General features: G+C 58.1%; 14 protein-coding genes. 6 read left to right on the top strand and 8 right to left on the bottom strand.

Annotated features, from left to right (window positions below):
- The 3 genes from ACR0NF_RS05025 to ACR0NF_RS05015 all read left to right on the top strand — a co-directional run bounded on the left by ACR0NF_RS05025 (position 1) and on the right by ACR0NF_RS05015 (position 3786).
- Positions 1-486: a (2Fe-2S)-binding protein gene (locus tag ACR0NF_RS05025; RefSeq protein ID WP_480469968.1), complete on the top strand. Its 486-nt coding sequence runs from the start codon at positions 1-3 to the stop codon at positions 484-486.
- A 52-nt stretch (positions 487-538) separates the two neighbouring features.
- Positions 539-2899, top strand: a complete 2361-nt coding sequence (locus ACR0NF_RS05020) for a xanthine dehydrogenase family protein molybdopterin-binding subunit (RefSeq protein WP_480469967.1) — start codon at positions 539-541, stop codon at positions 2897-2899.
- Between the two features lie 95 nt (positions 2900-2994).
- The gene (locus ACR0NF_RS05015) at positions 2995-3786 is read left to right on the top strand and encodes an FAD binding domain-containing protein (protein WP_480777866.1); all 792 of its coding nucleotides are present in this window, start codon (positions 2995-2997) and stop codon (positions 3784-3786) included.
- A gap of 49 nt (positions 3787-3835) precedes the next feature.
- Here the strand turns inward: ACR0NF_RS05015 and ACR0NF_RS05010 are convergent, their stop codons facing one another.
- Positions 3836-4735 carry a MurR/RpiR family transcriptional regulator gene (locus tag ACR0NF_RS05010; protein WP_480657852.1) on the bottom strand — a complete coding sequence of 300 codons (900 nt, stop codon included), beginning with the start codon at positions 4733-4735 and terminating at the stop codon, positions 3836-3838.
- An 89-nt stretch (positions 4736-4824) separates the two neighbouring features.
- On the opposite strand from ACR0NF_RS05010, the gene ACR0NF_RS05005 reads away from it, so the two are divergent.
- Positions 4825-5598, top strand: coding sequence for a beta-keto acid cleavage family enzyme (locus ACR0NF_RS05005; RefSeq protein WP_480657851.1), 774 nt, complete (start codon positions 4825-4827; stop codon positions 5596-5598).
- Positions 5595-6911 (top strand): aspartate aminotransferase family protein, encoded by a 1317-nt coding sequence (locus tag ACR0NF_RS05000; protein ID WP_480777865.1) that lies wholly within the window; start codon positions 5595-5597, stop codon positions 6909-6911. Before ACR0NF_RS05005 ends, ACR0NF_RS05000 begins: the two co-directional genes overlap by 4 nt.
- A gap of 168 nt (positions 6912-7079) precedes the next feature.
- Here ACR0NF_RS05000 and infC read toward each other — a convergent pair whose 3' ends face one another.
- The 6 genes from infC to ACR0NF_RS04970 form a co-directional block, all read right to left on the bottom strand.
- On the bottom strand, positions 7080-7541 hold the full coding sequence (gene infC, locus ACR0NF_RS04995) for a translation initiation factor IF-3 (protein ID WP_238528775.1): 462 nt from the start codon (positions 7539-7541) through the stop codon (positions 7080-7082).
- Positions 7542-7786: 245 nt separating this feature from the next.
- Positions 7787-8620 (bottom strand): ferredoxin--NADP reductase, encoded by an 834-nt coding sequence (locus ACR0NF_RS04990; RefSeq protein ID WP_480469962.1) that lies wholly within the window; start codon positions 8618-8620, stop codon positions 7787-7789.
- Between the two features lie 107 nt (positions 8621-8727).
- Positions 8728-9135, bottom strand: coding sequence for a DUF934 domain-containing protein (locus ACR0NF_RS04985; RefSeq protein WP_480469961.1), 408 nt, complete (start codon positions 9133-9135; stop codon positions 8728-8730).
- Positions 9132-9893, bottom strand: a complete 762-nt coding sequence (locus ACR0NF_RS04980) for a phosphoadenylyl-sulfate reductase (RefSeq protein ID WP_480777864.1) — start codon at positions 9891-9893, stop codon at positions 9132-9134. Before ACR0NF_RS04980 ends, ACR0NF_RS04985 begins: the two co-directional genes overlap by 4 nt.
- A complete protein-coding gene (locus tag ACR0NF_RS04975; protein ID WP_480777863.1) occupies positions 9883-11547 on the bottom strand; it encodes a nitrite/sulfite reductase in 1665 nt (554 codons plus the stop codon). The genes ACR0NF_RS04980 and ACR0NF_RS04975 overlap by 11 nt, the downstream gene beginning before the upstream one ends.
- Before the next feature lie 64 nt (positions 11548-11611).
- A complete protein-coding gene (locus ACR0NF_RS04970; protein WP_480469958.1) occupies positions 11612-11926 on the bottom strand; it encodes a DUF2849 domain-containing protein in 315 nt (104 codons plus the stop codon).
- 176 nt (positions 11927-12102) lie between these two features.
- On the opposite strand from ACR0NF_RS04970, the gene ACR0NF_RS04965 reads away from it, so the two are divergent.
- Positions 12103-12582: an Lrp/AsnC family transcriptional regulator gene (locus tag ACR0NF_RS04965; RefSeq protein WP_480657845.1), complete on the top strand. Its 480-nt coding sequence runs from the start codon at positions 12103-12105 to the stop codon at positions 12580-12582.
- A 149-nt stretch (positions 12583-12731) separates the two neighbouring features.
- Here the strand turns inward: ACR0NF_RS04965 and ACR0NF_RS04960 are convergent, their stop codons facing one another.
- Positions 12732-13913, bottom strand: coding sequence for a cytochrome P450 (locus tag ACR0NF_RS04960; protein ID WP_480777862.1), 1182 nt, complete (start codon positions 13911-13913; stop codon positions 12732-12734).
- Between the last annotated feature and the right edge of the window lie 22 nt (positions 13914-13935).

Below are 13935 nucleotides of genomic sequence, written 5' to 3'. Positions count from 1 at the left end.
ATGACACAGGTCTCAATGACCGTGAACGGGAAGGCCGTTAGCGGTGACGTGGAGGGGCGGACATTGCTGTCCAGCTTCCTGCGGGATCATCTGTCTTTGACGGGGACGCATGTTGGATGTGACACGGCGCAGTGCGGAGCCTGCGTTGTGCATGTGAACGGCGAAGCAGTGAAGTCCTGCAATATGCTGGCGCTCGAGGCAGACGGTGCAGATGTTGGCACGATCGAGGGGCAGGCGAATGCGGATGGTTCACTGAATGTGATCCAGCAAGCGTTTCAGGATCACCATGGGCTTCAGTGCGGCTTCTGTACGCCGGGCATGGTGATGAGTGCAGCTGCGCTGCTGGAAGAGAACCCGCGCCCGACGGAAGGTGAAATCCGGAAGTATCTGGAAGGCAACCTGTGTCGGTGCACTGGCTACCATAACATCGTCAAAGCGATCATGGCCGCATCGGGCCAGGACGTTTCAAGCATCGCCGCCGAATAAGGCGGGCAAGAATTTTCGACGAAAATTCTTTTCCCAGGGAGGAGAACAAGCAATGCCCAAAGACAGTGGCATCGGAGCCAGTTCCAAGCGGCGCGAGGACGTACGCTTTCTGACCGGAGCAGGCAATTACACCGACGACATCAACGTACACGGTCAGGCTTATGTATATTTTCTGAGATCCGACATCGCGCATGGCCGTTTGAACAGCGTTGATACCTCGGCAGCTGAGGCCATGCCTGGCGTGGTCAAGGTATTCACCGGCAAGGATTTTGAAGGCGTGGGCGGCATGCCCTGCGGTTGGGAAGTGACCGACCGGCACGGCGCGCCGATGCAGGAACCTCCGCATCCGATTCTGGCACAGGGCAAGGTCCGCCATGTAGGCGACCCGATCGCGGCGGTTGTGGCTGACAGCCTCGAACAGGCCCGCGACGCGGCCGAAGCGATTGACATGGATATCGAAGAGCTGCCTGCCGTCATGGATATGAAGGCTGCCGCGCAGGACGGCGCGACGCTCATCCATGACGATCTGAAGAACAACATTTGCTATGATTGGCATCTGGGTGAAGCGGACAATGACAAGGTCAATGAGGTCTTTGCCAATGCCGCCCATGTGACGACGCTGGATCTGGTCAACAACCGTCTGGTCGCCAACCCGATGGAACCGCGTGTGGCTGTGGGCGAGTACAAGCGTGGTACGGATGAATACACGCTCTACACCACCTCGCAGAATCCGCATGTGATCCGCCTGCTGATGTGCGCCTTTGTTCTGGGCCTGCCCGAGCACAAGGTGCGTGTGGTGGCCCCGGATGTTGGCGGTGGCTTTGGCACCAAGATCTTCCACTATGCGGAAGAGGCGTTCTGCACCTTTGCCGCCAAGGCCTGTGGTCGCCCGGTGAAGTGGACGTCCAGCCGGTCCGAGGCGTTTATGTCGGACGCGCATGGCCGGGATCATGTCAGCACCATCGAACTGGCGTTGGATTCGGATAATAACTTTATCGGTCTGCGCACTAACACCTATGCCAATCTGGGTGCCTACCTGTCGACCTTCTCCAGCTCGGTTCCGACCTGGTTGCACGGGACGCTGATGGCGGGCAACTACAAGACGCCGGTCATTCAGGTGAACGTGAAGGCGATGTTCACCAACACGGTACCGGTGGATGCTTATCGCGGCGCGGGCCGCCCCGAGGCGACCTATCAGCTGGAGCGCGTGATCGACAAGGCCGCGCGCGAGTTGGGCGTTGATCCGATTGCGCTGCGCCGTCAGAACTTCATCACCCAGTTCCCCTATGACACGCCGGTGGCGCTGACCTATGACACCGGGGACTACAACGGGACGATGGACAAGCTAGAGGCCGCTGCTGATCTGGCGGGCTTTGCTGCGCGTCGTGCGCAGAGTGAGGCCGATGGCAAGCTGCGGGGCTTGGGCATTAACTGCTACATCGAGGCCTGTGGGATTGCTCCGTCGAACATCGTTGGCATGCTGGGGGCCCGAGCGGGTCTCTATGATGCAGCAACCGTGCGAGTGAACGCGACAGGCTCGATCAGCGTCATGGTTGGCGCGCACAGCCACGGGCAAGGGCATGAGACTGCCTTCCCGCAGGTTGTGGCCGACATGATCGGCATCGATGAGTCGATGGTCGAGATCGTGCATGGCGATACCTCGAAGATCCCGTTTGGGATGGGTACCTATGGGTCCCGGTCTCTGGCGGTCTGTGGTTCGGCCATGGTCAAAGCGACCGAGAAGGTGATCGACAAGGCCAAGAAGATCGCAGCCCATCTGCTGGAGGCATCCGAGGCCGATATCGAGTTGAAGGACGGTCAGTTCAGCGTGGCAGGTACCGACAAGTCGGTGGCTTGGGGCGATGTAACTCTGACGGCCTATGTGCCTCATAACTTCCCGCTGGAAGTTGAGCCGGGGCTGGAGGAAACCGCGTTCTATGATCCGGCCAACTTCACCTTCCCCTCTGGGGCCTATGCCTGTGAGGTCGAGGTAGATCCCGAGACCGGCAAGGTGAGTATCGAGGCGTTCACCGCAGCTGATGACTTTGGCAACATCGTCAATCCGATGATCGTGGACGGCCAGGTGCATGGCGGCATTGGTCAGGGCATCGGTCAGGCATTGTTGGAAAACTGCGCCTATGACGAAAACGGCCAGCTGCTGAGCGCATCCTACATGGATTACGCGATGCCGCGCGCGGATGATGTGCCTTTCTATGGCGTCGATCATTCCAGCCAGACGCCCTGTACGCACAACCCGCTGGGTGTGAAGGGCTGTGGAGAGGCCGGGGCCATTGGCTCGCCGCCCGCAGTGGTCAATGCGGTGCTGGATGCGCTGAATTCGGCTGGCAAGGCGGTTGATCACATTGACATGCCGATGAGCCCGTCGCGCGTATGGGCTGCGATGAACAGCTGAGTTGAGAGGGAGGACCGGGGGCCAGCCCCCGGACCCCCGGGATATTTATAGCCAGATGAAGGGCGGATCCGCGCCTTTCGGAAAGGAAAAGCGAAATGTACAGTTTCGAGTTTGAGAAACCCTCGACCATTGCCGACGCCGTTGCTGCGTTGGGGGCCGAGGATGCGCAGGCGTTGGGAGGTGGTCAGACGCTGATCCCGACGCTGAAGCAGCGGTTGGCGTCACCTTCAGTGTTGGTCAGCGTGAGCGGGGTTGCCGAGATGCAGGGTGTCTGTGTCGAGGATGATGGCTCGGTCGCTATTGGCGGGGCGACGACCCATGCCACGGTGGCGCGAGAGGCGGCCAGCAGCTATCCGGCGTTGGCGGCACTGGCCGGGCAGATCGGCGATCCGGCGGTGCGCAATCGCGGAACCATTGGCGGGTCAGTGGCCAACAATGATCCGGCGGCCTGCTATCCGGCGGGTGTGCTGGGATCGGGGGCCACGATTGTGACCAACGCACGGCAGATCGCAGCGGATGATTTCTTTGAGGGCATGTTCTCCACCGCGCTGGACGAAGGTGAGATCATCACTTCGATCCGTTTCCCGGTGCCGCAAGCGGCGAGCTATCAAAAGTTCCTGCAGCCCGCGTCGCGCTTTGCACTGGTCGGTGTTTATGTGGCGCGCTTTGTCGATGGTGCGCGGGTGGCCGTGACCGGAGCCAGCGAGGATGGCGTGTTCCGCTGGTCCGAAGCTGAGGCGGCGCTGAGCAAGGAGTTCCGCCCGGACGCTCTGATGGACCTGCGCATCAATCCGATGAACATGATTGGCGACCTGCATGGCAGCAAGGAATACCGCGCGCATCTTGTCGGCGTCATGACTAGACGGGCGGTTGAAGCCTGTATGTAAAGCGCGCTTTCATTGAAACGCTACAAGGCCCCGGTACGTCCGGGGCTTTTTATTTGCTCTTAATCCTGGGTGGTTTGGAAGGTTGCCAATAAGCGCCGGTATCTTCGCGGGCCTTCTGATAGCGATCTACCCTGTCGCGCGCAGCATGACCGCCAGCAGCGAAGAGATGACCCAGCAGGCATTCAAGCACCGCCATTGCGCCGGAGAAGCTTGAAAGGTGATGCTGCGTACGGATGCTGATGGGCAGGACGACATGGGGGGTGACGCCAGGCGCAATGACCTCGCTGTCTGAAAGCAGGATGATTCTAGTGCCTCGGTCACGAGCAAAGCGAATGGATTGAATCGTGTCGGATGAGTAGGGGTAGACCGTCAGCGCGAACAGGCAATCTGTCTGGTCAGCATCCAGCAAATCGTCGATAGCCGTGCCGATATGGCGGGGGATCAACTGGAAGCCCGGGTGCGCCATTCGTCCGGCATAATGAAAATAATAGGCCAATGCATAGCTGGCCCGGGTTGCAGTGATAAAGCAGCGATTGGCGCCAAGCATAAGATCAATCGCGCGCTCGACCTTCGCAGGCTCCATCAAGCGCAGTGAGCGCGAAACCACGTTTAGTTCATTCTGCGCGTATCCGGCCTGCGCAGCACTGAATGCATCCGCGGCCTGCATACGTTGTAGCCAATCTTGACCCAGCCGGTCCTCTCGATCGGTGACCAGTGTTTGGCGGAAGGGTTTGCGAAAAGCATCGTAACTGTCGAACCCCAGACGCTGGGCCAGTCGGACCAGAACATTTGAGCTGACACCGATTTTGTTTGCTGTGACGCGGATCGGGTCGAGCCCGAAATCTCCGGGATGATCAATTATGTATTTCGCGGCAGCCTGCATTTGTTGAGGCAGGGCATCGATGTCACGGCGCAGGCGTTGAGTCAGATGGGTAGGGCTCGATTGCATGGCTCGAGAAAAACATATGTTATGCAGAAATGAAATTGAAAACGTTTGATCAGGCGATAGATCGGGTGCGAAATTGATGGGATTTGAAGATGCCAGATAGTTTTTCCGACCGCACGGAGCTTCCTTATGTATTGGTTGCACCGAACGGAACGCGACGTGGACACAAAGACCATCGCGAAATCCCTGTTAGCATTGATGAAATCGTAGAAACCGCCAGGGCTTGCCATACCGCTGGAGCGGATGGAATTCACCTTCATGTCCGTGACAAGGTGGGGGATCATTCGCTGGATGCCGGTCTCTATCGCGAGGCAATTGCCGAGTTGCGCAGGGCCGCGCCGCAGATGGATGTTCAGATCACAACCGAATCTGCCGGGGTTTTTGACGTACAGGCGCAGTTAGATTGTCTGCACCGGGTTCATCCGGAATGGGCTTCGATTTCTGTGCGTGAGATTGCGCGAACGCCCGAGTTGGCGCCGAAGGTCTATGCACTTTGCGAGGAACAGGGAACGCGGGTGCAGCACATCCTTTATGACGCCAAAGATGCCGAGCTGTTGACGCACTGGCAAGCCAGTGGCGTCGTCGGTGGCGATCAGGTGGATCGTTTGTTGGTACTTGGCCGTTATTCGACCACTCAGGAATCAACACCAGACGACCTAGATGCTTTCCCTGAGTGCCCGGACCGGTGGATGGTCTGCGCTTTTGGGGCGCAAGAACATCTGTGCCTTCAGCGTGCAGCGCAGCGTGGAGGTGACGTTCGAGTGGGGTTTGAGAACAGCCTGACCCGTTCCGATGGTACGGCTTGGGAAGACAATGCCGCCTCGGTTACAGCGCTAATCGCACTTCTTAAAGGGACTGCAAAATGAGTCACGTTTTTCCACGTCATACGAAGTCTGACCTGCCGCTCGCTGTAGGGGGCGACGGGTGCTATCTGATCGATTCTGACGGCAAGCGCTATCTGGATTGCGGGGACGCGGCGGTGTCCTGTCTGGGGCACTCGAATGCTTCAGTGGTCAAGGCGGTTCAGGATCAAGTCGGTCAGATTGCCTTTGCACACACTGGTTTCATGACCTCAGAGCCAGCCGAGGCGCTGGCGGATTTGCTGGTCGAGCATGCCCCGGGGGATTTGGATCGAGTCTATTTCGTCTCGGGCGGGTCTGAGGCGACTGAGGCTGCGATCAAGCTGGCGCGGCAGTATTATCTGGAGACGGGTGAACCCGAGCGCCGCCACGTGATTGCGCGACGGCAGAGCTATCACGGCAACACTCTGGGTGCCCTGTCCGCGGGCGGTAACGCGTGGCGACGCGCTCAATTCGCACCCATGTTGATTGAGATGACGCACATAGCACCATGTTATGAATATGCCGAGAAGCCCGAGGGAGAGAGCAGCTTTGACTACGGCCAGCGCGTTGCCAATGAGTTGGAGACCGAGATCCTGCGCCTTGGGCCTGAGACGGTCATGGCCTTTATGGCCGAGCCGGTGGTTGGTGCGACGCTGGGGGCCGTTCCGGCAGTTGAAGGATATTTCAAGCGGATCCGTGAGATTTGCGACCAGTATGGTGTGCTGTTGATCCTTGATGAGGTGATGTGTGGCATGGGGCGTACCGGTCATTTGTTTGCCTGCGATCACGACGCCGTTGCTCCGGATATTCTATGCGTCGCCAAAGGTTTGGGGGCCGGGTATCAGCCGATCGGTGCGATGTTGTGCACAGCTCGGATCTATGATGCGATTCGGGATGGGTCGGGCTTCTTCCAGCACGGCCATACCTATATCGGCCATCCGGTTGCGACTGCGGCCGCATTGGCTGTGGTGACAGAGCTGACCCAAAAAGAGCTGCCACTGCGCGCGGCACTGATGGGCGAAAAACTGCAGTCTGCCCTGATCGCTGCCTTTGGTCAGCACCCTCATATCGGCGATATCCGGGGACGGGGCTTGTTCCGGGGGCTGGAACTGGTCGCAGATCGCGACAGCAAAACGCCGTTTGATCCGTCGCTGGGTGTGGCGGGTAAAATCAAAAAGGCGGCCTTTGCCGAAGGTTTGATCTGTTATCCGATGTCCGGGACTCGAGACGGACGGCACGGCGATCACATCCTTCTCGCGCCTCCGTTCATCATCGAGGATGCGCAGATCGACGAATTAACCGCCAAGCTGGGCTGTGCGATTTCGAGCGTGATCTGACAAAGCTGTAACAGGCTTTGCCTCAGGAACACAAAAGCGCGGAAGGAGCGGATGATCAAATCTGCTCCGAAGCGTTCGGCATTCTGCGAAATGCGCCTTGTGGGTGGCCGGGCATAAAAAAGGCCCCGACCAGTCTGGCGGAGCCTTGGAAAACGCTGTTGAGAGCTTTTACTTCTGCGGAAGCGGGCCGATCATCATGATCATCTGACGGCCTTCCATCTTGGGCATGTTCTCGATCTTGCCCAGGTCCTTGACGTCTTCTGCCACACGCTCAAGCAGCTCACGTCCCAAGTTCTGGTGCGCCATTTCGCGGCCACGGAAACGCAGGGTGACTTTGACCTTGTCACCGTTCTCAAGAAACTTGAACACGTTGCGCATCTTGACGTCATAGTCATGCGTATCGGTGTTGGGCCGGAACTTGACCTCTTTCACCTCGATGATCTTTTGCTTCTTGCGGGCTTCGCTTTCACGCTTCTGCTGTTCATACTTGAACTTGCCAAAATCCATGATTTTGCAGACCGGCGGGTTGGCGTTAGGCGAAATCTCAACCAGATCGAGGCCAACATCGGCGGCCATCTGCATGGCTTTTGCGGGATGAACCACCCCGACATTTTCACCTTCGGCGCCAATCAGGCGAATTTCGGGAGCACGGATCTTGTCATTGACGCGCGGGCCGGTATCTCGCTGTGGCGGCGCGTTGTGAGGTCTGCGGGCTATGGGTTCATTCCTTTGATAATTGCAGAATTTCGAGCCCGGAATTTAGACCGGGCTGAGAGGTGTTTCAAGCGGCATAAATCGCAGGCCGCATGAAATTTCCATGAATTCCGGGAGTTTTTGCCGGTCAGAGCGCTTTGCGACCCGACCGGCAAAGCCGATCACCCTACAAATGCTTTTTCGATCACGAACTCTTTGGGTTCGGAATTTGCGCCTTCACGCAGGCCGAACTCTTCCAGAATGGCCTTGATGTCGTGGTTGAACGCGAGGCTACCGCAGACCATGGCGCGGTCTGTTTCCGGCTTGATGCCGTCTTCGATGCCCAGATCCGCGAAAACAGTACCGTCCTGGAGCAGGGTGGTGATGCGGCCCATCTTGGCGCTCTCTTCCCGCGTGGTTGTTGGGTAGTAACGGATCTTGTCGGCAAAACCTTCACCGATCAATTCTGCCAACAGTTCGTCCTGTTTGATGCTCTCGATCAACTCGCGCCCATAATCCAGCTCGGCCACGTCGCGGCAGGTATGGGTAATGATGACCTCATCGTAATCCTCATAGGTCTGCGGTTCACGCAGCAGCGAGGCGAAGGGGGCAAAACCGGTGCCGGTGGCGAAGAACCAGATGCGCTTGCCCGGCAGCAGGGCATCATGAACCAGGGTGCCAACAGGTTTGGGACGCAGAATGATCTGATCACCCGGCTGGATATGCTGCAGTTTCGAGGTCAGCGGACCGTCCTGCACCTTGATAGAATAGAACTCAAGCTCTTCGTCCCACGAAGGCGAAGCGATGGAATAGGCGCGCAGCAGCGGTTTGCCGTTGTCGCCCAGCAGGCCGATCATCACGAACTCGCCCGAGCGGAACCTCAGGGACGCGGGGCGCGACACCTTGAAGGAAAACAGGCGGTCAGTCCAATGCTTGACCTCGGTCACGGTCTGAGCGTCGGGCAGAACGGGGGCCTTGACGGCGGTTGCTTCGGTCACGGGCTTCATCTCTGTCATCGTTGTCACTGTCGGCTGGGTAAACCGACATCTCCGTTTAATCTTTGATCCAAGTCAGGAAAAGGGGGCAGATTGCCCCCGTCCTTCAAAAGCAGGCGATGGTTGTTTCAGCCGCGCAGTCGAGCCTGATAGTTGTTGTCCTGCCAATTGGCGCGCGCAAGCCATTGATCTTCGGGCTGGCGGTTGGCTAGATTGTGATCGATCTCGACCTCATCAAAGCCGCTGCGCCGTGCCATGGCGTATTGATCGGCCAGTACGTGCCCTTTGGCGCGCAGGCGGCCGGTATAGCCTTTCAGGCGCAGAACGCGAGCGATCGTGAAACCTCTTCCATCCGCCGAAGACGGAAAATCTACGCGCACCATTTTGGCGCTGCCCAGACGTTCGACCAGTTCATCCGGGTCAGTGTCCGAGGCAACATCCAGCGCGACCACGTCATTTGCTGCATCGTCCAGCGTGACATAGCCGTCAGTCCAGTCATCGGGGGCGAAGCCCTCGTCCGTTACGATTACATTCATGTTTTCTCTCCGGTGCGGACTATCTTGCCATCGACAAAATGGATGCCGCATTCTTCTTTGTTCTGGTTGCGCCAACGTCCGGCGCGCGGGTCTTCGCCTTCTTTGACCGGCGAGGTGCAGGGCGCACAGCCGATCGAGGGGTAACCTTTGGCCACCAGCGGATGCCGGGGCAGGTTGTTTTCGTCCATATAGGTGCGCACGTCTTCGGGTGCCCAATGGGCCAGCGGATTGACCTTGATCCGACCCGTTCCGTCCTCGACCTCAAAGAACTCAAGCGCAGCTCGGGTGCCTGCCTGAAACCGCTTGCGCCCGCTGATCCAGCCGCAATACCCCGTCAGCGCCTGTTGCAGCGGGAAGGTCTTGCGCAGATTGCAGCACGCATCGGTGTCACGCAGGTGCAGAGCACCGTAAGGATCGTCACGTTGTACGTCTTCCTCATCCGCGTGGATGATCCTGACATTGCGCAACCCCAGGCGCGCGCTTACCTCTTGCTGGTATTCCAGCGTTTCGGTGAACAGCATCTGAGTGTCGATGAACAGCACCGGGGTCATCTTGTCGACCACCGCCGCCATGTGCAGCAACACCACCGACTCCGCCCCGAAACTGGACACGAGGGCGAGCTTGTCGATCTCTTCGATGGCACCGTGCATCACGTCGTGAGCAGAGTGGTGCCGGAACCGGGCGTTCAGCGCTTCGACTTTTTCTGTCAGTACGCTGCGGTCTTTGCCCAGTTCCGTCTGGATCAGGTCAAGCGGCATTCGCCTGAGCCTCGGGGTAAAGGGCAGCCTTGAACGGAGCCATGCCGACGCGACGGTAGGTTTGCAGGAATTCCTCTTCGGCGCTTTCGCGCTGTTCCAGATAGGTGTTCACGATCCGCTCGACTGCCGGAACGATCTCATCATAGGCAAAGCCCGGACCGGTGCGGTCGCCGATGGCAGCCGTTTCGGTACCGTCGCCACCCAGCGTGATCTGGTAGTTCTCGACGCCTGCGCGATCCAGGCCAAGGATACCGATATGGCCCACGTGGTGGTGCCCACAGGCGTTGATGCAGCCCGAAATCTTGATCTTCAGGTGACCGATATCATGCTCAAGCTTCAGGTCATCGAACCGAGTTGCGATTTCCTGTGCAACCGGGATCGAGCGTGCTGTCGCCAGTGCACAATAATCCATACCGGGGCAGGCGATGATGTCGCTGATCAGGCCAATATTGGCTGTGGCCAGTTCATATTCTTTCAGCTTCGCATGGATTGCGGGCAAGTCCGACTTGTGGACATGCGGCAGGATCACGTTCTGCTCGTGGCTGATGCGCAGTTCATCATAGGCGAACTCTTCAGCCAGATCGGCCATCACACGCATCTGCTCGGCGGTTGCATCACCCGGCGTCTGGCCGTGTTTCTTGATCGAGATCGTGACAATCGCGTGGTCTGCGTTCTTGTGCGGCGCGATATTGGTGTCGACCCACGAGCGGAAGACCGGATCGTTGTTATAGGCGCTTTCAAACGACGCAACCGAACCTTCGCGGAAGGCAGGGGCAGCAAAGTGGCCCTTGATCTCTTCCAGCAGAGCCATGTCGGCGCCTTTGAACTGAGGACGCACCTGCAGGAAGCGCTCGTTGACCTTGGCGCGGATGGCGTCAATGCCATGCTCATGCACGGTGATCTTGATGCGTGCCTTGTACTTGTTGTCGCGGCGGCCGATCTGGTTCCAGACCGACACGGTGGCTTCGAGATAGGCCAGCAGGTCGTCAAAGGCGACGAACTCGGACAGTTCTTTGCCGATCATCGGCGTGCGACCCAGGCCACCACCCACGATGACACGAGCGCCCAGAACGCCGTCACGCTCAACCAGTTGCAGGCCGATGTCATGTGCCTTGATCACTGCGCGGTCATTTTCCGAACCGGTGATGGCGATCTTGAACTTGCGTGGCATGAACTGGAATTCCGGGTGGTCGGTGGACCACTGGCGCAGCAGTTCGGCATAAGGGCGCGGGTCGGCGACCTCATCCGCGGCGGCACCGGCGAAATGGTCGGCGGTCACGTTGCGGATGGTGTTGCCCGAGGTTTGAATGGCGTGCATGCCAACCTCGGCCAGCGCGTCCAGCATGTCTGGCACGTCGTTCAATTTCGGCCAGTTGTATTGGATGTTTTGGCGGGTGGTGAAATGGCCGTAGCCCTTGTCCCACTTCTCAGCCAGCAGGGCTAGTTGGCGCATCTGTGCGCTGCTCAGTGTGCCATAAGGAATTGCAACGCGCAGCATGTAAGCGTGCAGTTGCAGATACAGGCCATTCATCAAGCGCAGTGGCTTGAATTCGTCTTCGGTCAATGAGCCGTCAATGCGGCGCTCGACCTGTGCGCGGAATTGCGCATTACGTTCTGCCAAAAATGCTGTGTCGAACTCGGAGTAGCGATACATGATTAGCTGTCCTTAGTTGCAGCCCCGAACCCGGGGCCTTGAAGAGGGGAGAGAGAGCCTGTGATCAGGCTCGGGGCTGCGGGGAAGTTTCCTGTTTGCCGTGGGCATAGTTGGACGGACCAGTCCGACGGAAATCTTCCCGGAAATGTGTGGGTTCGGGGCCGTTGTCTCCGGCCACGGCATCCGCCAGATAGGCACCAACAATCTTGTTGACCTGACGCTCTGCATCCAGCAAACGCAGCTGGGCGTGAGCTTCATCCGTGATCAATTCGGCCTCGGAGAGTTCGCGGGACCAGCGATCATCTTCGGTCAGATAAATCACATCGCCTTCCAACAGATCGTTGGCTGTAACCACTTTGGGAGTAAAAGCGCGGGGCATCAGGCAAGGTCCTCGTTGTTTACAGGCGTCAGCGCATTGCTGTTCAGGTTGTTTGACTTGAGTGGCAATATAGGAAATATTCCCACTTAAGCGCCATATCTCTTGGTAAATAAGAACGTTCGTTCTTTTTGATGGGGATCGTGGGGCTTCTGTTCTGAATCTAGGGAAATAATGGAATGTCGGTGCGCATAGACGACACGGATCGGAAAATTCTGGCTGAACTACAACGAGACGCCAGCCAATCACTTGACGAAATCGCGGCACGGGTCGGCAGTTCCAAGACCCCGGTCTGGAATCGCATTCGCAAGCTGAAAGGGGCCGGAGTGATCGGTCAGCAGACTGTGCTGCTCGACGCCGAAGCACTTGGTTTTGAGGCAACTTTCTTTGTGTTGATCCGCACGTCCGAGCATGAAGCCGATTGGCAAAAGAAGTTTCTGCAAGCTCTGCGTGACCGCCCGGAGGTACAAGAGGCTCACCGGTTGGCGGGGGATATCGATTACATCCTGAAAGTTCGCGTCAAAAATGCGCGTGCTTATGATGCCTTCTACCAAGCCCTGATATCAGAGGTGCGGGTGCACAACGTGACCGCTCTGTTGTCGATGGAAGAAATTAAGTCCACCACGATGTTGCCGCTGAACGTGACGAGCTCTGCTTGATACTGATCGACAAAGGGGGGGCGCTGCCCCCGTCGCCGTGTGGCGACTCCCCCGAGATATTTATAGCCAGATGAAGCAGGGATCCGTTCTTCATCTGGCGCAAAACACCTCCGCCGGAGGTATCGCGCGGCACGCGCGACCTGATGGCTTCAGATGCTAACTTTCAGCTCGGTCAGGCCATGGAAATGGTAGCTGTTCGAGTATTCCGGTTTGTTCAGTAGTGTCGAATTGGGGCATCTGCTGAACAAAATCGGCAAGGCGATCCTCATTTCAAGGCGGGCGAGCGGGGCTCCGACGCAGAAATGCAAGCCTCCGCCGAAGCTGGTATTGGCGCTGATCCCGCGGGTTGGATCGAAGCTGTTGGGGGCGTTCCAGACCGATGGATCCCGGTTGGCGGCCCCCAGAAGCAGGGCGACCTGCTCTCCGCGTGCAAATTTGTGCCCGAAGACTTCGACATCTTCGTAAGCATAGCGGGTGAACTTATGCAGGGGCGGATCGAAGCGCAGTATCTCTTCGACCATGTTGTCTATGACGTCTGGGGAAGCAATCTGCTCCTGAGTGCCGGTTTCCAGGATTGTTTTAACGCCATTTCCTAGGGCGTGAACAGTCGCCTCGTGACCGGCATTGAGCAACAGGATACAGGTTGTGATCAGCTCCTCACGCGAAAGCTTTGCGCCATCTTCTTCGGCAGCGATCAGGCGCGTGATCAGGTCATCGCGCGGATCCTTGCGGCGTGTTTCGATGTAGCCTTCGAGGAAACGTGTAAACTCGGTCGAGGCGCGTGCGGCGGCGTCTTCGGTTTGGCGTGTGCGGCTGGCCTGATACATCGCGACCATAGCGTGTGACCAGTCCAGAAGCTGCGGTGCCATGTTCTCGGGCACCCCCAATAGACGGCAAATGGTGATCACCGGCACCTGAGTGCAATAGGCTTGCAGAAGGTCGAAAGGCTCGTCCGGAAACTGATCAACTAGCGCATGGCAGAGCGTTTCGAGGGCGGGTGCAAGATCTGCTATGGCACGCGTCGTGAAAGCCCTTAACACAAGCGCGCGCAGCCGTGTGTGACGAGGTGGTTCGAGCTCCAGCATCGAATGCGCTTCGATTGCGAGCCAGGGCGCGAGGTGATCCGGGCCTGGCTCGGCTAGTTCTGACGGGATTTCGCGTCCGAAGCGACGATCTTTCAGCAGAGTCTGTACGGATTTATGAGAAACAGCAGCAACCATCCCATATTCTTCCCAATAGAACAGATCGCCGAACGCGCGTGCGGTGTCATAGAATGGGTAAGGGTTTTGTACAAAACCAGGGTCGGTGGGGGATTGGGACAGTGTCTTCATGCGCTGCACACTTGCCACCGGT

This window comes from Ruegeria sp. CF4, from assembly GCF_056537345.1.
Note: the sequence above shows the minus strand (reverse complement) of the source record. Positions and strands in the feature narration are given on the sequence as shown.